General features: G+C 42.6%; 23 protein-coding genes. 7 read left to right on the plus strand and 16 right to left on the minus strand.

Features of this window, described 5'->3' with window-relative positions; all coding sequences use genetic code 11:
- Positions 1 to 6: 6 nt before the first annotated feature.
- Entirely contained in the window at positions 7 to 1,368 is a 1,362-nt protein-coding gene (locus FGG79_RS17600; RefSeq protein ID WP_138780742.1) for a YjiH family protein, read from the minus strand.
- A gap of 339 nt (positions 1,369 to 1,707) precedes the next feature.
- On the opposite strand from FGG79_RS17600, the gene sda reads away from it, so the two are divergent.
- A complete protein-coding gene (sda, locus tag FGG79_RS17605; protein WP_138780744.1) occupies positions 1,708 to 1,839 on the plus strand; it encodes a sporulation histidine kinase inhibitor Sda in 132 nt (43 codons plus the stop codon).
- A 120-nt stretch (positions 1,840 to 1,959) separates the two neighbouring features.
- On the opposite strand, the gene FGG79_RS17610 is transcribed toward sda, so the two are convergent.
- Both FGG79_RS17610 and FGG79_RS17615 read right to left on the minus strand, forming a co-directional pair.
- The gene (locus tag FGG79_RS17610; protein WP_138780746.1) at positions 1,960 to 3,273 is read right to left on the minus strand and encodes a short-chain fatty acid transporter; all 1,314 of its coding nucleotides are present in this window, start codon (positions 3,271 to 3,273) and stop codon (positions 1,960 to 1,962) included.
- 135 nt (positions 3,274 to 3,408) lie between these two features.
- Positions 3,409 to 4,926: a BCCT family transporter gene (locus FGG79_RS17615; RefSeq protein ID WP_138780748.1), complete on the minus strand. Its 1,518-nt coding sequence runs from the start codon at positions 4,924 to 4,926 to the stop codon at positions 3,409 to 3,411.
- A 164-nt stretch (positions 4,927 to 5,090) separates the two neighbouring features.
- On the opposite strand from FGG79_RS17615, the gene FGG79_RS17620 reads away from it, so the two are divergent.
- Positions 5,091 to 5,960 carry a Cof-type HAD-IIB family hydrolase gene (locus tag FGG79_RS17620; RefSeq protein ID WP_138780750.1) on the plus strand — a complete coding sequence of 290 codons (870 nt, stop codon included), beginning with the start codon at positions 5,091 to 5,093 and terminating at the stop codon, positions 5,958 to 5,960.
- Positions 5,961 to 6,017: 57 nt separating this feature from the next.
- Positions 6,018 to 7,112: a PQQ-dependent sugar dehydrogenase gene (locus tag FGG79_RS17625; RefSeq protein WP_138780752.1), complete on the plus strand. Its 1,095-nt coding sequence runs from the start codon at positions 6,018 to 6,020 to the stop codon at positions 7,110 to 7,112.
- Positions 7,113 to 7,183: 71 nt separating this feature from the next.
- Here the strand turns inward: FGG79_RS17625 and FGG79_RS22205 are convergent, their stop codons facing one another.
- The 5 genes from FGG79_RS22205 to FGG79_RS17645 form a co-directional block, all read right to left on the minus strand.
- Entirely contained in the window at positions 7,184 to 7,282 is a 99-nt protein-coding gene (locus FGG79_RS22205) for a putative holin-like toxin (protein WP_220154059.1), read from the minus strand.
- A 107-nt stretch (positions 7,283 to 7,389) separates the two neighbouring features.
- Positions 7,390 to 8,355 carry a nucleoside hydrolase gene (locus FGG79_RS17630; protein ID WP_240794324.1) on the minus strand — a complete coding sequence of 322 codons (966 nt, stop codon included), beginning with the start codon at positions 8,353 to 8,355 and terminating at the stop codon, positions 7,390 to 7,392.
- A 50-nt stretch (positions 8,356 to 8,405) separates the two neighbouring features.
- Positions 8,406 to 8,561, minus strand: a complete 156-nt coding sequence (locus FGG79_RS17635) for a YvrJ family protein (RefSeq protein WP_138780754.1) — start codon at positions 8,559 to 8,561, stop codon at positions 8,406 to 8,408.
- Positions 8,562 to 8,729: 168 nt separating this feature from the next.
- Positions 8,730 to 8,951 carry a hypothetical protein gene (locus FGG79_RS17640; RefSeq protein WP_138780756.1) on the minus strand — a complete coding sequence of 74 codons (222 nt, stop codon included), beginning with the start codon at positions 8,949 to 8,951 and terminating at the stop codon, positions 8,730 to 8,732.
- A 3-nt stretch (positions 8,952 to 8,954) separates the two neighbouring features.
- A complete protein-coding gene (locus tag FGG79_RS17645; RefSeq protein ID WP_138780758.1) occupies positions 8,955 to 9,530 on the minus strand; it encodes an RNA polymerase sigma factor in 576 nt (191 codons plus the stop codon).
- 299 nt (positions 9,531 to 9,829) lie between these two features.
- Here FGG79_RS17645 and FGG79_RS17650 point away from each other — a divergent pair, with 299 nt between their 5' ends.
- Positions 9,830 to 10,180 (plus strand): hypothetical protein, encoded by a 351-nt coding sequence (locus tag FGG79_RS17650; RefSeq protein ID WP_138780760.1) that lies wholly within the window; start codon positions 9,830 to 9,832, stop codon positions 10,178 to 10,180.
- Positions 10,181 to 10,222: 42 nt separating this feature from the next.
- On the opposite strand, the gene FGG79_RS17655 is transcribed toward FGG79_RS17650, so the two are convergent.
- The 8 genes from FGG79_RS17655 to FGG79_RS17690 form a co-directional block, all read right to left on the minus strand.
- Positions 10,223 to 11,017, minus strand: a complete 795-nt coding sequence (locus FGG79_RS17655) for an SDR family NAD(P)-dependent oxidoreductase (protein WP_138780762.1) — start codon at positions 11,015 to 11,017, stop codon at positions 10,223 to 10,225.
- A gap of 241 nt (positions 11,018 to 11,258) precedes the next feature.
- On the minus strand, positions 11,259 to 11,906 hold the full coding sequence (locus tag FGG79_RS17660) for a TetR/AcrR family transcriptional regulator (protein WP_138780764.1): 648 nt from the start codon (positions 11,904 to 11,906) through the stop codon (positions 11,259 to 11,261).
- Between the two features lie 46 nt (positions 11,907 to 11,952).
- Positions 11,953 to 12,969 carry an ABC transporter permease gene (locus FGG79_RS17665; RefSeq protein WP_138780766.1) on the minus strand — a complete coding sequence of 339 codons (1,017 nt, stop codon included), beginning with the start codon at positions 12,967 to 12,969 and terminating at the stop codon, positions 11,953 to 11,955.
- Entirely contained in the window at positions 12,966 to 13,688 is a 723-nt protein-coding gene (locus FGG79_RS17670; RefSeq protein ID WP_138781084.1) for an ABC transporter ATP-binding protein, read from the minus strand. The genes FGG79_RS17665 and FGG79_RS17670 overlap by 4 nt, the downstream gene beginning before the upstream one ends.
- A 169-nt stretch (positions 13,689 to 13,857) precedes the next feature.
- Positions 13,858 to 14,541, minus strand: coding sequence for a bacillithiol biosynthesis deacetylase BshB2 (gene bshB2 / locus FGG79_RS17675; RefSeq protein ID WP_138780768.1), 684 nt, complete (start codon positions 14,539 to 14,541; stop codon positions 13,858 to 13,860).
- 40 nt (positions 14,542 to 14,581) lie between these two features.
- Positions 14,582 to 14,929: a YojF family protein gene (locus FGG79_RS17680; protein ID WP_138780770.1), complete on the minus strand. Its 348-nt coding sequence runs from the start codon at positions 14,927 to 14,929 to the stop codon at positions 14,582 to 14,584.
- Between the two features lie 229 nt (positions 14,930 to 15,158).
- Entirely contained in the window at positions 15,159 to 15,968 is an 810-nt protein-coding gene (gene pdxK, locus FGG79_RS17685) for a pyridoxine/pyridoxal/pyridoxamine kinase (protein ID WP_138780772.1), read from the minus strand.
- 161 nt (positions 15,969 to 16,129) lie between these two features.
- Positions 16,130 to 16,480 (minus strand): YflT domain-containing protein, encoded by a 351-nt coding sequence (locus tag FGG79_RS17690; protein ID WP_138780774.1) that lies wholly within the window; start codon positions 16,478 to 16,480, stop codon positions 16,130 to 16,132.
- Between the two features lie 152 nt (positions 16,481 to 16,632).
- Here FGG79_RS17690 and FGG79_RS17695 point away from each other — a divergent pair, with 152 nt between their 5' ends.
- The 3 genes from FGG79_RS17695 (at position 16,633) to FGG79_RS17705 (ending at position 18,333) form a co-directional block, all read left to right on the plus strand.
- Complete coding sequence (locus FGG79_RS17695; RefSeq protein ID WP_240794325.1) at positions 16,633 to 17,391, plus strand: DUF4230 domain-containing protein; 759 nt, start codon at positions 16,633 to 16,635, stop codon at positions 17,389 to 17,391.
- A gap of 22 nt (positions 17,392 to 17,413) precedes the next feature.
- Positions 17,414 to 18,079, plus strand: a complete 666-nt coding sequence (locus FGG79_RS17700) for a uracil-DNA glycosylase (RefSeq protein WP_138781088.1) — start codon at positions 17,414 to 17,416, stop codon at positions 18,077 to 18,079.
- A gap of 77 nt (positions 18,080 to 18,156) precedes the next feature.
- On the plus strand, positions 18,157 to 18,333 hold the full coding sequence (locus FGG79_RS17705) for a uracil-DNA glycosylase (RefSeq protein ID WP_138780776.1): 177 nt from the start codon (positions 18,157 to 18,159) through the stop codon (positions 18,331 to 18,333).
- The last annotated feature ends 50 nt before the right edge of the window (positions 18,334 to 18,383 follow it).

The raw sequence follows: 18,383 nt of genomic DNA on the forward strand, positions 1-18,383 counted from the left end.
TTATCGTTAAAAGATCATATGAGCAATCGCCACAATCACAAGTAACGTTAAGAATGTACGTTGCAAGAAGATGATGACTAAATCTTTAAAACTAACCGGGATCTTGGACCCAAGTAGCAGTCCACCAACTTCAGACATGTAAATTAATTGTGTAACAGATAAACAAGCAATCACGAAGCGTGTCAACTCACTCTCGATTCCAGATCCAAAGATCGCTGGAAGGAACATATCAGCAAAGCCGACAAGAATGGACCGGGATGCTTCTGTTGCTTCAGGAATTTGAAGAAGTTCAAGAATCGGAATAAGCGGCATACCGATGTATTCGAAAAACTTCGTATTCTCCGCTACAATCAGAGCCGTTGTACCGATCGCCATAACGATTGGAGCAACACCCATCCACATGTCCAGTACATTCTTCATTCCGTCAGTGATGAACTTAGATGCGCTGTTATTATTCTTCGCCTGGACAAGGGCTTGCTCATATCCGTAACCAACACGACTATACCCTTTCGGAATCACTTCCATCGTGTTCTTGCCTTCTTGTCCGTTATAGTAGGTGTCAGGCTTACGGGATAAAGGCGGGATTCGTGGCAGCACAATAGCTGCAAGAAGCCCAGCGATGGCTACTGTGATATAGAAAGGAATGAAATATTCACCAAGTCCGACTTCTGAAATGACAACCAGACAGAAGGTGATGGACACAACAGAGAAGGTCGTACCGATAACCGCAGCTTCCTTCTTCGTATAATACCCTTCTTCATATTGCTTGCTTGTCAGGAGTACCCCGATCGTTCCGTCACCTAACCAGGAAGCCAGACAATCGATGGAAGAACGCCCCGGAAGGCCAAATACTGGACGCATAATTTTTGTTAGAAGGGCACCGAATAATTCCAGTAAACCAAAATTCAATAATAATGGAAGAAATAGTCCTGCAAATAAAAATACAGAGAATAAAATCGTAAGAAGGCCATCAGGATTCAACAGAAGACCACCCGTGGCATCTGACCAAACCCATTCAGGTCCTAATTTAAATAATGTCATAACAGCAAATATGGCCCCTACCACTCTTACAACGGCCCATACAGGTCTTACATCAAATAAACTGGTGAAAAACGGTGATTTTTCAATGAAGTCTGGATGCATGAGCTTTGTGATGAACGTTCCAATCACAGTAAGGATGATCAATCCTGTCATAATTGCGGGGACATAGCTTCCAATCCAATCCTGGAGAAGCCCCGATAAGACCGCAATTGGAATCGTAATTCCGTCTTTCCCCGGAATTGGTATCATAAATAGAAAAACTCCCAAAAGGGAAGGGATGATAAATCGTAAATGACTGGTTAGTGTAAAGCGATGTTGTTGATTCATAAATTCACCTCAGAAGTAGTTGTACGGAAAATGAAACATTATTCATTCTAATGCATACATATAAAATTGTCCATAGTAAGTTCCGGGAAGGGGGATTATGTATTCCTCAGTAGGTATTCCCGAAGGGTATGAAAGTGAAACATAAAGTTTAAATAAAAAATTTTCAAATAGTGTACACTGGAAGAAAGCGCTATCTTTCTATTTTACATAAGTTTTTTAAAAGTTCAAATAGTAGTAAAAAAAGTTGAAAAATAAATTATTTATTTCGAAAATAAGGTTTATCGTTTGTTTATGAGGGTATTAAGAATTCATACCTTGGAGAGTCAGGAGTTGTAAGCGATGACATCTTTAACAAAGCTAACAGAAGAGCAATTAGCTAATGTCTATCAACTAGCTCAGGAAGAAGGATTGGAAGAAGAATTTATTGAAATGCTAGAAGGGGAACTAGAGAGAAGGGACATCGTCAGGTAGAATATAATCGACTATATAAATAATGATTTCCATACATAACGGCTGGTCTCATCTGAGATCAGCTTTTTTATTACTGCAAGCAAAAGCGCCGTCAAAGTTGATGGCGCTTTGCATTTTCTATTATAAGAATAATAACCCTAAGGAAATGACGACCCCACTGATGATGAGGATAATCACACAATAGCCCATGATATCCTTTGCCTTTAATCCAGCAATAGCTAACGCTGGCAATGCCCAGAACGGCTGGATCAAGTTGGTCCAGGCATCTCCCCACGCAACAGCCATAGCCGTCTTGGCTACAGAAGCATCAAGGGTTTGGGCGGCATCGAGCATAATGGGAGCCTGAACGGCCCACTGCCCCCCGCCAGAAGGGACAAAGAAATTCACAATTCCTGCACTAAGGAAGGCAAAGAAATAAAAGGTCATATCATTTGAGATCGATACAAAGGCTTCACTCATGACAACAGCAAGTCCAGATGCTGTCATCATCCCCATGATTCCTGCATAGAAAGGGAATTGAATGACAATTCCGCTTGCCCCCTTGATCGCTTCTTGTACACTCGCAAGAAAGCGCTTGGGAGTACCGTGGAAAAGAATACCGAGAAATAAAAATAAAAAGTTCACGATATCTAAATTAATGGCAAACCCATTTTGTACAAAGTAGGAGAACAAAAAGGCAATCCCGAGCACTCCGACAATAATCGATAAGATCATACTGTTTTCAAGTCGATCAGCAGGTGTCAACGTTTCTTTCTCAAGAGTGGAAGCCGTCTCATGAAAGATAGAAGGATCCACGGTAATCGTTTCTTCCTTAGAAGGCATTAACATTCTGTTCGCAAATGGAAGGATGATAAATAATGCTAAGACAATGATGAGTGTTGATGTGGCAAAAATGGTCTCGCTTGTAGAAATGACACCAATCATATCCTGAAACGGGTGACCCTCCGTCGCGATTGACAATGGGATGGAACCGGAAAATCCCGCATGCCAGACCACAAATCCAGAATAAGCACTTGCAATCAACAAGCGATAATCGACGCCTTTTACCCGTTTTGCCAATTCCTTAGCAAATAATGCACCGATCACAAGGCCAAAACCCCAGTTGATCCAGCTTGCAATCATGGACACAACGGTCACGATCACAATCGCCGACCCAGGTGACTTAGCAAAAGAAGCGAGAAAGCCAAGGAATCGCTTAAATAACGGACTGCTCGCCAGTACATACCCTGTTACCAGGACGAGAACCATCTGCATGGAAAAGGCAAGAAGGCTCCAGAAGCCATTCCCCCAATACTGAACCATCTCGAGACTCGTGCTTTCGGTAAAAATAAGTCCAAAACCAAATACGGCCAGTGTTAAAATGACAACGAATAAAAATGGATCAGGCAAATAACGCTGCATGATTCTGTTTGATAATGAAATAACTGCTTTCATTTTTCTCCCCCTTTAAAAAATCTCCATCCTCCCTATTCTTCTATAACAAAAGGTGAAAACCCTTTCATTCGAATGGGGAAATTGATAGTAACGAAAAAAGCGCCTGCCTCATAAACAAGAGGACAGGCGCTTTGATCATTTTTTTGTTGGACGGGACTTCCCTTTCAGTTCGCTTCGGAGCAGCCTGAATAAGGTCACACACATCAGAATAAGAATAATGGTGAATGGCAAGGCGGAGACGAGGGAAGCGGTCTGTAATCCTTCGAGTCCACTGGATAGGAGCAACACAGCTGCAATCGCTGCAATGAGCACTCCCCAGACAATTTTCACTACCATTGGAGGATTCAAGCTTCCCCCCGTTGTCATACTGCTTAATATAAACGTAGCCGAATCTGCCGAAGTAATCAAAAATGTAAAGATCAATAAGATGGAAATGACGGACAAAGCCATTGTGAAGGGAAGTTCCCCATAAGTTGTAAACAAGGCGCTTGTGACATCTTTGTTTACCCCTTCAGCAATCGAGGTGCCATTAAATAAGTCAAGGTGAAGTGCTGTTCCACCAAAGACAGCAATCCACATAAGCGCGATCAGCGGGGGAACAACCAGGACACCGATGATAAATTCCCTTATCGTTCTTCCCCTTGATACACGGGCAATGAATGCCCCTACAAATGGAGACCAAGCGATGACCCATGCCCAATAGAAGATGGTCCAATCCTGTACCCATGTGCCTCCCTGGTAAGGGGTCAGCCGCAAACTATAACGGATGAAATTAGAAATATAGTCACCTACTCCAAGAGTGAATGTGTTTAGTATAAATACCGTCGGGCCGACAATAAATACAAATAGCATTAAAAGAAGGGCTAAGGATAAATTTAGATTACTGAGCCACTTGATCCCTTTATCGAGGCCGGTCGTCGAGGAAGCTAAATATAGGAGAAGTAAAATGAACACAATCACAAGTTGAGACAGCGTTCCGTTACTAATTCCAAATACGGAATTCAAGCCTCCGTTGATCTGGAGGATCCCTAACCCCAGTGAAGTGGCTACCCCCATGACGGTTGCAATGACAGCCAGAATATCAATAGTATTCTTAATTCCTTGTGCACGCTTCCCCGGACCGATCATAGGAGACAGGGAGGTGGATACGAGTCCATTCTCACCCTTTCTAAATTGAAAATACGCAATGATTAGTCCAACAATCGTAAAGACTGACCACTGACTGATGCCCCAATGGAAGAAGGAATACCCCATTGCAAGACGTGCAGCCTCTTCTGTTTGTGGCTCCACTCCCGGAATCGGGGTCTCAAAGAAATGACTCATTGGTTCTGCGATTCCCCAGAAAACAAGGCCTATCCCGAACCCGGCCGAGAATAACATGCCAATCCAGGTGAAGAAAGGATATTGCGGACGTTCATCATCCTTTCCTAAACGGATTTTTCCATATTTACTTCCCATAAGGAATATAAGGAATAGCACGAAGAAAAACACAGCGGTGAGATAAAACCATCCAAACGAATAGGTGGTAAAACTGAAGGCTGCGTTTGCCCCTGTAGCAAAAAGTTTTGGGAAAACAGCCCCAAACACAACTAAAATGGACACAATAATAGCGGAAATCCAAAACACTTTGTTCAAATATGTACGATTACTCATGAATAAACCCTCCTGACATAGTAGACGACAAATGTACTCTTTATTTTCATACCCTATTTCTCCCAGGGTATTCATAAGGGGGAGGGGATTCAGTACAAAGGGATAAATGTTTCGTGATACAATGGCTAAATTAAGAATATTCAACAACAGGAAGGTGACCAGGTATGATTACAAGCATCACAACAGATATGGACGGTACGTTATTAAATGAACATCAGGAAATCAGTAAAGCCAATAAGCAAGCCATCTTGGATGCGCAACAACAGGGAATAGAAGTCATGGTTGCCACAGGCAGATCCTATGAAGAAGCCCGATATGTCATACAGGAAGCAGGTATCTCCTGCGATATCATTTGTGCCAATGGGGCCGAAGTCCGAAATAAAAAGGGTGAAATCGTCTATCAGGCCGAAATTGATACAGCACGGGCGAAGGAAATAACAGCTGTCTTAAATGAAACCGGTATTTATTTTGAAATCTATACGGATCAAGGTACGTATACTGAAAACTATGAGATGGGGATTGAACTTATTGTTGATATCTTCACTACAGCTAATTCAAATGTTTCCGAAGAGCAGGTGAGACAAGCAGCCAAGGAACGATTTGAGAAGGGTCAAATCAAGCTAGTGGAAGATTACAACGGATTACTCGAGGATTCTTCAAAGCTTGTCTACAAGTTCCTTGTTTTCTCCTTCAATGAGAAGCAATTAACAGAGGCAAACAAGAAATTAACCGAACTATCCGGCATAGCAATCAGTTCATCGGGTAAAGAAAACCTAGAAGTAAATAGTGTAGATGCACAAAAAGGAGTCGCACTAGAGAAGCTCTTGAATGACAAGAGGCTGTCAGTGGAAAATGCCATGGCAATGGGTGACAATCTTAATGACCTATCTATGATGAAAGTAGTCGGGAGACCGGTAGCCATGGGGAATGCCCTGGAAAAGGTGAAAGAATTCTGCCCATTCATCACGGCAACCAACAAGGAAGACGGGGTCGCAAAGGCGATACAGGAGGCCATTCAACAGCCTGCAACGTAATGAGAAGTGTGTCTGTTGTCCATACTGGTTAAAAAAGTGTATAAGGGAGCTAAAGAAATGAGAAAACGTAAAAATCCAATTGGGTTCTTCATCGTCAGTCTTAGCTTGCTGCTTAGTGCATGCTCAACCGGACAGCCAGATGTGCAACAAGAAGAAAGTGAATCCGTTACCAAGCCGAGTGTCGAAAGTACAGTGATTGCCCAGAATCTATCCATCCCCTGGTCAATCCAAAAATGGAATGATGTTTTCTATATTACACAGAGAACCGGTGGCATCGTTGAAATAAAGGATGGAAAAAAATCTGTTATAAAAACCAGTCTTTCAAAGCCTTTATCGGATCGACCTGAAGCGGGACTACTTGGTTTTGTACTTCACCCGGACTTCAACTCCAATCAGCAGGCATATGCTTATTATACGTATGATGACGAGGGCACCCCCTATAACAGGGTAGTCGTATTGAAACGAATGGCAAGCCAATGGACAGAGGAAAAAGTGCTGTTGGACCAAATTCCAAGTGGTCAATTTCATCACGGTGGCAGGCTTGACGTGGGTCCCGACGATAAGCTTTACATTACAGCAGGGGATGCCACCAAGCAGGACAAGGCTCAAGACCTCGCTTACCTAGGTGGGAAAATTCTTCGGATGAATCTTGATGGTGGGATTCCACAGGATAATCCCTTTAAGGACTCATACGTATACAGCTACGGGCACCGTAATCCCCAAGGACTCGTCTGGAATCAGGACGGGGACCTGTATGAAACTGAACACGGTCCGAATGGATTTGATGAAGTCAACCTGATTAAGGCAGGTAACAATTATGGCTGGCCGAAGATTACAGGAGATGAAAAGGGGGAGTCGTTGATTTCCCCACTTGCCCATTCAGGACAGCCTTCATGGGCCCCCTCAGGAATGGATAGGTGGAAACGTGATCTAGTCTTTGCGTCTCTCGCTGGTCAAAGTGTGAAGCGATTTGACACAGAAACCAAGAAAGTATCCGATGTACTGACCGGTTTTGGCAGGATCCGAGATGTGCTGGTAGAGGGGGATACCCTTTACTTTGTAACGAATAACACCGATGGGCGCGGCATACCCCGTGAGAATGATGATACGTTGTATAAAGTGGATTTGAAGTCACTGACAATGGAAGAGTAAAAGGAGAAAACCTTCTTCATTTAATGGAGGGAGGTTTTATATCTAAAAAAAATAACACGCAACAAAGCGTGTTATGAATTCTTATTTTCATCATTGTCTTTATATTTAAGAATCGCAATCACAAACATTCCAAAGCTGAGCATCAGAGATAGTACTTCGAATGTATTCATATACATCTCCTCCTTACTCTAAGGTTTTCCGGATCCGAGATTGTCCTATACTCTTTAGGAAAGAAAAAACATGAAACCTTTGTGGATTACGGTTTCATGTTTTTTTCTTACTTTTCTTCTCTGGTTAATATCTTTAATACATTAGTCAGAAATACATCTTCATCGATCCCGACAGCGACCTGTGAACAGCCTGTCCCAAAGCAGTCCGAGCTTCCAGGTCTGAAATCGGCGATGCTTAATCCGTTGGCATAGCTCTCTTCATGCTGGACGCGGATTTCTCTTTTTTCAAAGGTGAACAGTCCGTCTATCGGAACGGCTGCCATTACAGCAGACAAATCGTGCTGAGGAGTGCCGGCGATCCCAGGCTCTAGCTGCTGATAAGCCTCATAGTAAAAGTCCAGTAAGGGTTTGATGATTAGATCAAGTGGCGTCACGGCTTTGGAATCAATAAAATCAACCTGTCCCGGAGTAAGAAGTGCATGTCGAGTGACATTAAGGGGAATAACGGTCAAGTTGGGAGAGTTTTGACAAACAATGTTCGCGGCTTGTGCGTCTCCGAAAAAGTTTGCCTCGGCCACTTCAGTGACATTCCCCGGAACGAGAAACGCGCCGCCCATGATGTACGTTTCCTTCACCAATCCCATGACCTCAGGACTCAGCAACCAGGCAATGGCAAGAGATGTACATCTACCTACATTCGCAATTGTAATGTCTCCAGGATGGCTCTTGATCAATTTAAACAGCTTGCTAAAGTTGGTTTTGGTTCGATATCGCTCCTCGGGGACAGGTGGAGAAATAGGTCCGAGTCCTTCAACCCCGTGAATATCAGGAAAGTATTCGGGTTCGACCCCGTTTAAAGGCCGTGAACTCCCTGCAATGACCGGAATTTCATGTCGATCAGCCAAGTTTAATAAATAAGCAGCATTCCGATAGCTTTTGTTTCGATCGGTGTTGCCGAACCCACTCACAATCGCCAATAGATCGATACTCGGGTTTTTTAAGGCATAGATCAAGGCAATCGCATCATCTATACCAGTATCTGAAAATAAAATGATTTTTTTAATAGAAATCACCTCCTCCTATGGTGTATGTAGGAGGGTGGGATGTTGCTTGTTCGAAATCACTAGATTCTATCGATTTTCATTAAACGATTTTGATTAGTATGAATGGCGAGTTCCAGCTGTTCCAATTTCCTTTCAAGCTTAACCAATAGAAAGAGTGTGACGGCAATGGGGAACCCGAAATTTCCGAGCAATTGAACAAATACGGTATAATCCATTGTAGTTCCTCCTTAGTGTAGGCAGGCCAAAGCCTGCGTGTGATGATAGTCAGAGATTTAGCGTTTTCCTGATTTTTGTTGCCATGACGTTTGCCAATCCGGTAATAGAGGTTGATTCTTTTAAGAGATTCACATCATTCACATAATTTGGGAGCACTCGTCCCTCTTTTATTTTCTGTTTAAATCGAATAACCCCGGCACATTTTCCAATTTATAATCCCTGACATACCCAATCACTTTCATTTTCAATTCTTGTTCGAGATCATCCCTGTTTTCCATCCTGGTTAAGTACAATGATTTCTTTATCTTCGGTTCGAATGTTTGGATGACGTTCGTTTCATATTCTGAATTGCACTGTGCTTCTTTCACTAGATCATATAATATTCCCATGAGTTAAAATTCTCCTTTTTCTAATATGGATTTTAATGTGTTCAACGCTTTTCGGTGGGTTTTCGAGACGGCCTGTTGAGAAACGCCAAGAACCCTTGCAATCTCTGTATCACTGAATTCCTGCACATAAGCTAAGTCGAGGATATGTTTTTGTTTGTCTGTCAACGTTTCAAATGCATGCAATAGCTCCTCATTTTCCAGACACTCTGTTAAGGTCGAGAAATTGGTGAAAGGGGCAATGTCAGAAGCAGGATCGGGTACGAGATCAATAAACGATCCCCCCTCCTGATCGGCTGTGTAGTCCAGCGTTAAAGGATGGCGTTCACTATATTTCCTTGCATGTTTGTCGAAGTTCACACTGTGAAAATAAAGAGATGAACTGACATATGAAGTAAATCGGATATCAAAGTAATGGGCTTTAAAGGCTTCGTTTAAACAATCTTCCTTATAGGCACTCGGCTGTTGTAAAAAATCTTCTATTAATTTCTGATTTTCCCTTTGGCTGATAAAGGAATCAACGGCTTTATTCTGTTTGAGATGAGGATAATGACGATAAAATTTACTAATCAACGAATCCATTTTTTCACCACCAATAGAACGTATGTTCGATTTTGAAGTAAAAAAAAGAGGAGAAAACTCTCTCAGCTTTTACTTTATAAAGAATCAGGAGGGGCTCATTCCACAACCTTCTTCTTAACTATCGTTCCATAGTACTATCTATTAAATCATAAATTACAGAATGAAGTAAGTGATGAATGCACTAATTTTCCCTTTTCACCCACTTATTAACTAAATTCTTATTGATTAAAGGGATTGAATGCTGGTTTATATAATATAGAATACAGGACTATAAGTCTCTATGAAAGGGTAGTGATGACATGTTTGGAAAATGGATTTCCCCGTTGCTTCTCGTTCCGATTTTACTAAGTGGGTGTGCGGGAGGTGAACAACCGGTCAAGGATGAGCAGGATTCAACTGAAGTAGATTCGGAAGCACCTGCGACAGAAACCAATTTAGACGTCATAGCCAACGATGAGAAGATCATAGAGATGCTAAAGAAGACCGGTGTGATATCCGAGGATGCTTCTCAAGAAGAAATAGAAAAAGCGTTACAAAAATATCTTCAGGATAAAAATAGTCATCAACTAACCAACGAAAAAGAAAAGAAGAAATACATTGATGAGATCAAAAAGAAAATACAGGAAGGTACTCCTGTGGAAGAGGAATGAAAATGGGGCAAGGATGAGATATCCTTGCCCTTTCCTTATGCATTAGCGCATGACGCTGCCCCCTGAGATTTTCACCGACTCCCCGACAATGTTCTCTGCCGCATCACTTAACAAATACACAATGGTGTTCGCCACTTCAACAGGGGAAGTTAATCTTCCTGAAGGGATGCTATCCTTTGCGATCTCCAATTGTTCCTCATACGTTCTGCCCGCACGTTCACCTTTTGATTGGATCGCGTTTCTCCCCATTTCCGTATCGACATAACCGGGACAGATGGCGTTTACTCTGATGTTGTGCTCAATTGCTTCATGGGCAAAGGCTTGGGTGAAACCGGTCACCGCAAACTTGGAGGCACTGTACGCACTGTTTCCGTGGGTTCCTCTTAGGCCGGAAAGGGAGGAGATATTGACGATCGCACCCCTTTTCTTCCCCCGCATCTGGTTATAGACATCCTGAGAGAGCTGGACAAGTGAGAAATAGTTTAACTCCATGATGTTTCGCAGATCTTCTTCGGACAGACTCTCCACCATATCCCCGCCGCCAATCCCGGCTGAGTTTACAAGGCCTGTAATGGTTCCGTGCTGCTTTTCTGCTGCGGATAGTAGCTGCTGACGGTCTTCCGTACTGGTGAGATCCGCTTTAAATAGGAAGCCGTTATCTGGATTCCCACATTCGTTTTTCAGTTCTTTCAGTTTTTCTTCATTTCTGCCTGTGATTGTGACATTTGCACCTGCCTGAACGGCTACCTTCGCCGTTTGATATCCAATGCCGCCAGTCGCTCCGGTGATAAGGATGTGTTGATCTTTCAGTGTGTTCTCATGAAAAAGGAAACTCATTTTTCTACCTCCTCGTAATGGTTAGTACATTTTACCCGTTTGGGGGAGGAGAGAAACAGAAGGTGGTTTTGAAAATAAACTCATAGATTTGAAAATATATGGTGGAGAATTAAAAATAAATTCTGGAATTTGAAAATAAGAAGGCTGGAATTGAAAATAAACTGATCATGGAAGGAGTAAGCGTCTATTTATAAATGAAAAAAGAACCCCAAAATCCTCATTTGGAGTCCTTCTTTCACGTTTATCCCTTCCCAATCCCATTCACAATCATCTGCACCGTCATGTCGATCTCTTTCTCATCGTCCCAGTCGGCTTCAGGGAGGAAGAGGTACCTGACTAGGAGTAATCCGAAGATACTGGTAGCTGAAAATCGCACGATGGCTGGAGAAGGTAGGTCAATGATCTGACCTTTCTCTTTGTAAAGATCGACAAGTCGTATGAATTTCTCGACCACTTTTTCAGCGATATGCTCCTTGAATTGTTCCTTGAGTTCAGGGTGGAAAGGTATTTCTTGTATTAAAATTTTAAAAGCAGTCATGTTTTCTTTCAGAAAGTCCTGGCGGTTCAGGATCATCGCTTTCAGGAAGTCTTCGTACCGATCATATTTTGCATCGAGCACTTTATTGAGATCCCTGATTACAAATGGAGCAATCAGCTTTGCCATCGTTGGCGATACAATCGAAAGAAGCAGATCCTTTTTCGTTTTGTAATGCCTGAAGATAGTTCCTTCTGCGACGCCGGCTTTTTTTGCGATTTGACTGGTAGAGGTAGAGGCGTAGCCTTTTTCAGCGAACATCTCAATGGCTGCTTCTACTATTTTCTGTTGTTTATCAGTTAACGTTTCTTCCTGATCAAAAAGGTGCTTGAATAGATTATTGTCTTCTAACATGCTTAAACCCCTAACTTGTCGTTCTCCTAATAGAGAATTACTTACCCTATATTTTACGGTATTTTCTCAGGGCTGCAACATTCAGGATGATAAAGAGTAAAGAGAATCCAATCAGCACAGATAAATTAAAGAGTAGATCCTCGAATGCAAATCCTCGTATCATCACATCTCTTAGTGCATCGGCAGCGTAATACAGCGGTGTGATCTTGCCGATCCAACTAAGCCATTCAGTGATGGTGTCCAAATTGAACAGCCCGGAAAAGAAGATCTGTGGGACCACCACGATCGGAATGAACTGCATCATCTGTAATTCATTCTTGGCAAAAGCCGATAGCAATATTCCTAAAGTAAGAGCGGTGAAAGATAGAGAAACAATGATGATCAATACATTGAAGAAACTGCCCTTCATCATCATATCCAAAACGTAAATCGAATACCAGCTGATCAAGGATGCCTGCAAGAGAGTCACAATGCCGAAGCCGATGACGTAACTGACGACCATTTCCCAAATTTTAATAGGAGAAGCAAGGAGTCGCTCGAGCGTTCCCGTCGTTCTCTCTCTTAGAAAGGATACACCGCTGATTAAGAAAACAAAGAAGAAAACAAAGAATCCTAGAAGTACTGGTCCAAAGGAATCGAACATTTCCATGTCCTTGCTTCCGTACACATACTTAACATTATCGCCAAGGTTTTGTGAGTTGGAAGGGAACAGGGATTGAACTTTTTTCATGACCGCCCCATTGACAGTGGGTTCACTGCCTTCGATGACGATTGCAGGAGAAGTGGGATCCTCGAATGATATATAGCCATCCAGATCACCGTTCTTAATACCCTTCAATGCCTTATCAGGACTGGCGTATGTTTCAAAGTCGCTTGTATCGAATTTCGCTTCTAGCTGCTGTGGCAGATCTACAATCGCTATTTTAGCTTCATAATCATCAGAGTTAAAGACGAGAGACAGCATGCTAAGAATCAACAAGGGTGCTAAAAACATTAATGCGAGTGTTCGTTTATCTCTGAGTAACTGTTGGAGGATCCGGATGACAAAACCTCTAATTCTCAAACTGTGACACCTCCATTTTTCAGAAATACATCTTCAATCGAAGATACTCCGTACGCTTCTTTAATTGCAGTAGGTGTATCACTTGAAATGATTTCACCATGCTGCAATAGCCCAAGACGATCGCATCTTTCCGCTTCATCCATTACATGTGTTGTAATGATGAGGGTTCTTCCGTCATTCTTGAGACGATGAAAGCTATCCCAGATTTCTTTCCGCAAGACAGGATCGATTCCAACGGTTGGCTCATCTAGAAATAGAACCTCTGGATCGTGGAGGAGGGCGATAGCAAGGGATAATCTTCTCTTCATCCCTCCAGAATATTGATGAACAGGCTTATCCAAGTGTTCCAGAAGATCAACCGTGTTCATCACTTTTTCAATTTGTGCTTTCCGTTCGGCCTTCTTCAATCCATAAAGGGAAGCCATAAAAGATAAGTTTTCTTTTGCAGTCAGCTCATCATATAGAGCATCAGATTGAGCCATATAGCCGATCGATGGATACAGTTCGTTTGCTTTTAGCTTGTTCCCTTTGAAAGTTATGCTTCCGGATGATGGCATTTCAAGTCCGATCATGAGCTTGATGATCGTTGTCTTTCCGGAACCGGAAGGACCTAATAAACCATAAATATGACCTTTCGGGATGTCGAGAGAGACATTTTTTAATACGTCCTGAGAGCCGAATGATTTTGAAAGCTCCCTTAATTGGATGATGGAATTCAACTGAATCACACCTTTCAGAAATTAATGAGTGATTACTCACTTTCAATATAAAGGATGTAAAGAGATTTGTAAAGTGAGTAATCACTCATTATATAATTTATGCTTCCCCTTTACGTTTAGAAGAGGACAAAAAAAGAGCTTGAGCATAGCCCAAACTCTTTTCAAAACATTATTGTACGGTGTCGTTTTCCCATTGATAGCTCCAGAATCGCTCGACGGTCACCCATTTTAACGCTTCTGGGTCTTTTTGCTGTATGCCTTTTTCCAAATCCTTCAGCATCCATGCGGTTTGAGAGATATGGGCTTTCATGGCACCGATTTTTTGATCTTTGACCGGTGTGATATCGATAAGGACATCAGGCTTTCCTAATGCTTCTTCGCAGTTCTTTGAGAACGCAAGACAGTGAAGCTTCGGTCTTGATTCTTTCGGAAGACGTCGAACGGCGCGAACAACCGCTCTTGCTGTTGCCTCGTGATCCGGGTGGACAGAGTAGTCCGGATAGAACGTGATAATGAGAGATGGATCTAATTCGTCGATCAATTCCATCACCATGTTTGAAAGCTTTTCATCATTTTCAAATTCAAGCGTCTTATCTCGGTACCCCATCATGCGGAGGTCCTGTATACCCATTACATCTGCGGCTTTTTGAAGCTCATTCTTGCGGATTAAGGGAAGTGACTCTCTAGTTGCAAAGGGTGGGTTCCCCAGGTTCCTTCCCATTTCCCCTAGTGTAAGGCAAGCATAGGTAACTGGTGATCCATTTTTAACGTGTGTAGAAATGGTACCTGATACACCAAATGCTTCATCATCCGGGTGAGGAAAGATGACGAGTACTTGTCTTTCTTTTTCCATTTTGACCTCTCCTTTACTATTCGTTCAAGTGATTGTTGGCTTAGTTGAAAGGTGTTGGGCTGATCTCAAGGGCAACGGCCAGTTTCCCGTCCCCGCCATGTCCTGCAAGCAGCAGGCGTCCATGTTCATCGAACTCATAATGAGTCAGTCCTTCGGCATAAATCCAGCCGATTTCAATTTTCAGTCCGACACGGTAAGGTCCGTCCCCAATGATTTTTCCGTGCTCATAATTGACTTTCGCATTGCGTATATAGGCTCCTGCAGAAAAGAAGCCTTCATTGAAGTGAGAAGCATAGGCTCCGTTCGTTGTTTCTAAATGTATATAAACGTCCTGTTGTGCAAGTTGAGTAATGATCCCTTGCACCTCAGCAATCTTGATCGGTTCCATTCTTTTTCCTCCTTAAATACAGAAAAGACTCTTAACCATTATGTACTATCTTACTAAAATTCATGAGTGAATGCGAAAAGTATGATTGGGTGGGGGAGGGGTTTATTATGTAGAGTGCTGATGGGATTCGTAAAGGAAGTTTAAAGTGGAGTCATCCAGAAGTCCGTCCCTCAAATCAAAAAAAGTGCAGGCACGAATAGGGAATTTCGTGCCTGGCACTGGTTGGTGTTTATTTTTCAAAACGGTTGTAAGCTCCGTGCATGACGGGTCCTACGTATTCATTAAGTTTGAATCCGTGCTTGATGGCTGCTGTGACAAAGGTTTTCGCATTTTGAACGGCTTCTTTCACATCTTGTCCGTTTGCGAGGTTAGACGTGATGGCTGCTGCAAATGTACAGCCTGCTCCGTGATTATAGCTGGTTTCTACTTTTTCTTCTTCTAGTAGAATGAATTCGTTTCCGTCATAGAATAGATCCAGTGCTTTGTCGTGTTGTAGTTGTTTTCCGCCTTTGATGACGACATTTTTGGCGCCAAGATTGTGAATCTTCTTGGCTGCTTCTTTCATTTCATCGATGGTCTTGATAGGACCTGTCCCGGCAAGCTGGCCTGCCTCGAATAGGTTAGGCGTGACAACAGTGGCACGCTTGAGCAGATGCTCTCTCATGGCAACTGTCGTTTCCGGATTTAGGACTTCATCTTCTCCTTTGCATACCATTACGGGATCAATGACGACTTTATCTAACCCGAATGCATCGATTTTCTTCGCGGCAAGTTCGATGATTTCGACTGTACCGAGCATCCCGGTTTTCATGGCGTCGATACCGATAGAAAGGACCGTGTCTAACTGTGCTTCCAACGTATCGATGGATAATGGATGAACATTGTGGTGCCAATGATTGTTCGGATCCATCGTTACGATAGTGGTAAGGGCGGTCATGCCATATACGCCATGCTCTTGGAACGTTTTAAGGTCGGCTTGGATTCCAGCTCCGCCGCTCGTATCGGATCCAGCAATCGTCAGTGTTTTTTTCAATGTCATGGTTCTAATTCCTCCTATCGAAAATGGTTCGTTATCATCGTAAAAGTCTGACTAAAGAATATAATAACCAAGGTGGGAATACAAATTCTTTGTACCTTGCCCTTTAATAGGAAAAGACGTCGAAATGGATCTCTTCGACGTCTTGGTTGATTTTACTATCATTAGAATGGTTTAGCATCATTATCCGTTGCCTCTTTAGAAGCGACGATGACAAGCTTCCCTTTGTCCAATTCTTCCTCATAGGTATCTGCTTCTGCCTGGTTCATCCCGACAGCCTTCATCTTTGTTCGTAATTCATCTCCGCGACTGTTGAATAGATTTCCCATTGATTCAATGATCCCCTGCTCTTTAAGGCCAGTGGTTTCAGTATCGGTGGCTTCAGTAATATGCTCTGATCGATGTTTATCGTGGGCAAAAACGTAGATTTCGTCCTTTGTGAAGCCTTCACTTGTAAGGATATCGATTTCTTTTTTAGCTGCTACCACATTTTCAACTGTTTTAACTTTATACATCATGAATACCTCCAATTTGAATTTTGTATCTTGTTAATTCTTTTCCCGGCTAGATAGAATTAAAACTTTCCATAATGTAGAAATTCGTTTAAGAGAATAATTGTTTCCAAGATTCTACATTATTTCCTATAATAGAAGAGAGGTGAAGACATTTGACGAATCAGTCGAAGAAAATACAAGAAATAGAAGCCATCCTGGAAGAGTTGAAAGCGACGGAGAGGGAAACAAGTGCCTCGATGACGATTGAAAATAGAAGGAGTAGACAGAATCCCTCATGGAGAGTGGCTACATCACTTATGTCCATATGGAAAAGTAGAGTGCTACTCATCCTTTTGGTGTTAGTGTTATTAGTGGGCGGGGCATCAATAGCGGTTTACACATGGCTATCCGGATCGACCTTTACAGAAGAGAAGGGTTCGTTTGTAGAGCGGATTCAAGAGATGAGCTCGTTGGCTACCGCTCAAGGCTTCGTAAAGGCAGTGATTGAACAGGAGGATAATCAATTATTCGGGAAAGAAATCAATACGGACCTTCCTGGTACGAAACGAAAGCTTCTCATGATAGTGCCTGGGACCGTTCTCGCCGGGGTGGATTTACATCAAATCGGTCAAGAGGATATAGTAGTCGATGAAGAGAAGAAAGAGATTCTATTGACCCTTCCCCGTGCAAAGATTCTTCAGGAACCTTCGATTGATACGGATCATATCAAGACATTTTCTGTAGAAGGCGTCTTCAGAAACGATGTGAACTGGAATGAAGGATTTGCCCTGGCAGAAGTAGCGAAGGATCAAATCAGTCAGGAAGCGATCCAGCAGGGAATCCTTCAAGCGGCAGAGAAGAACGCTGAAAAGTCTTTGAAGGGTTTCTTTGAGCAATTAGGCTATAGCACGACAATCCAATTTCAAGACTAGAAAGGGTGTCTGAGGAGTGGCAATGATTTTTCAAAACGATTGGGCGCACGTTCTGGAGGACGAACTCCAGAAGGAATACTATCAGCATTTAAGAGAATGGCTTAAAGGGGAGTATGAAAACCGTACAACCTATCCGCCCATGCACGACATTTTCAATGCTTTTCACTATACCGCGTATGAGGATGTAAAGGTAGTATTACTGGGACAAGATCCTTACCATGGACCCAATCAAGCAGAAGGGTTGAGTTTTTCTGTTAGAAAAGGCGTGAAAATCCCTCCGTCCCTGCGAAATATGTACAAAGAGCTTCACGATGATATTGGATGCGAGATACCGTCACATGGCTCACTGGTCAAATGGGCAGAACAAGGTGTCCTGCTATTAAATACGGTTTTAACCGTCCAAGATGGGAATGCCAACTCTCATAAAGGAAAAGGCTGGGAAACATTCACGGATCATGTCATATCCTTAGTAAATAATCGGGAGAAGCCGGTGGTGTTTATTTTGTGGGGGAAAAATGCTCAGGCTAAGCAGTCTTTGATTGATTCCTCTAAGCATTGCATCGTGACCGCGCCACATCCGAGTCCATTATCTGCACACAGGGGCTTCTTTGGAAGCAAACCATACTCTAAGACGAATGATTTCTTGCGAGAACAAGGAATGGAAGAAATCGATTGGTGTAGAGCGTAAACCCCTGATGTTTCACGTGAAACAATGGAATGACACTCTCTTGTGAAGGAATTCATTGTATAGAAGGAGGACGGTACATGGAAAAGGAAGAGAGAATCAACTGCTTTCAATGTCACTATTTTTACACAACGTGGGAACAAGCTCATCCGAGGGGATGTAAGGGGTACGGATTTAAATCGAAAGCGATGCCTTCACTTGTCGTTTTCCGATCCTCAGGGAGTCCGTGTATGAAATTCAAACCTAAACAAAGATGACATTTGCGAAATCTTTCAATAAGAATTAGGATAATGAGGTAGGTAAACGA

Source organism: Bacillus sp. BHET2 (genome assembly GCF_005938125.1).
In the GTDB taxonomy this organism is placed as follows: Bacteria; Bacillota; Bacilli; order Bacillales; family Bacillaceae_B; genus Rossellomorea.

What these genes read in the sequence shown, in the direction of transcription:
- FGG79_RS17620 (WP_138780750.1), top strand. Translation starts at nt 5,091, where the DNA reads ATGATTACAAGCATCACAACAGATATGGACGGTACGTTATTAAATGAA.
- pdxK (WP_138780772.1), bottom strand. Translation starts at nt 15,968, where the DNA reads ATGACATTGAAAAAAACACTGACGATTGCTGGATCCGATACGAGCGGC.
- FGG79_RS17690 (WP_138780774.1), bottom strand. Translation starts at nt 16,480, where the DNA reads ATGTATAAAGTTAAAACAGTTGAAAATGTGGTAGCAGCTAAAAAAGAA.
- bshB2 (WP_138780768.1), bottom strand. Translation starts at nt 14,541, where the DNA reads ATGGAAAAAGAAAGACAAGTACTCGTCATCTTTCCTCACCCGGATGAT.
- sda (WP_138780744.1), top strand. Translation starts at nt 1,708, where the DNA reads ATGACATCTTTAACAAAGCTAACAGAAGAGCAATTAGCTAATGTCTAT.
- FGG79_RS22205 (WP_220154059.1), bottom strand. Translation starts at nt 7,282, where the DNA reads ATGAATACATTCGAAGTACTATCTCTGATGCTCAGCTTTGGAATGTTT.
- FGG79_RS17640 (WP_138780756.1), bottom strand. Translation starts at nt 8,951, where the DNA reads ATGGGAATATTATATGATCTAGTGAAAGAAGCACAGTGCAATTCAGAA.
- FGG79_RS17645 (WP_138780758.1), bottom strand. Translation starts at nt 9,530, where the DNA reads ATGGATTCGTTGATTAGTAAATTTTATCGTCATTATCCTCATCTCAAA.
- FGG79_RS17600 (WP_138780742.1), bottom strand. Translation starts at nt 1,368, where the DNA reads ATGAATCAACAACATCGCTTTACACTAACCAGTCATTTACGATTTATC.
- FGG79_RS17635 (WP_138780754.1), bottom strand. Translation starts at nt 8,561, where the DNA reads ATGGATTATACCGTATTTGTTCAATTGCTCGGAAATTTCGGGTTCCCC.
- FGG79_RS17660 (WP_138780764.1), bottom strand. Translation starts at nt 11,906, where the DNA reads ATGTTAGAAGACAATAATCTATTCAAGCACCTTTTTGATCAGGAAGAA.
- FGG79_RS17700 (WP_138781088.1), top strand. Translation starts at nt 17,414, where the DNA reads ATGATTTTTCAAAACGATTGGGCGCACGTTCTGGAGGACGAACTCCAG.
- FGG79_RS17655 (WP_138780762.1), bottom strand. Translation starts at nt 11,017, where the DNA reads ATGAGTTTCCTTTTTCATGAGAACACACTGAAAGATCAACACATCCTT.
- FGG79_RS17705 (WP_138780776.1), top strand. Translation starts at nt 18,157, where the DNA reads ATGGAAAAGGAAGAGAGAATCAACTGCTTTCAATGTCACTATTTTTAC.
- FGG79_RS17680 (WP_138780770.1), bottom strand. Translation starts at nt 14,929, where the DNA reads ATGGAACCGATCAAGATTGCTGAGGTGCAAGGGATCATTACTCAACTT.
- FGG79_RS17650 (WP_138780760.1), top strand. Translation starts at nt 9,830, where the DNA reads ATGTTTGGAAAATGGATTTCCCCGTTGCTTCTCGTTCCGATTTTACTA.
- FGG79_RS17625 (WP_138780752.1), top strand. Translation starts at nt 6,018, where the DNA reads ATGAGAAAACGTAAAAATCCAATTGGGTTCTTCATCGTCAGTCTTAGC.
- FGG79_RS17615 (WP_138780748.1), bottom strand. Translation starts at nt 4,926, where the DNA reads ATGAGTAATCGTACATATTTGAACAAAGTGTTTTGGATTTCCGCTATT.
- FGG79_RS17610 (WP_138780746.1), bottom strand. Translation starts at nt 3,273, where the DNA reads ATGAAAGCAGTTATTTCATTATCAAACAGAATCATGCAGCGTTATTTG.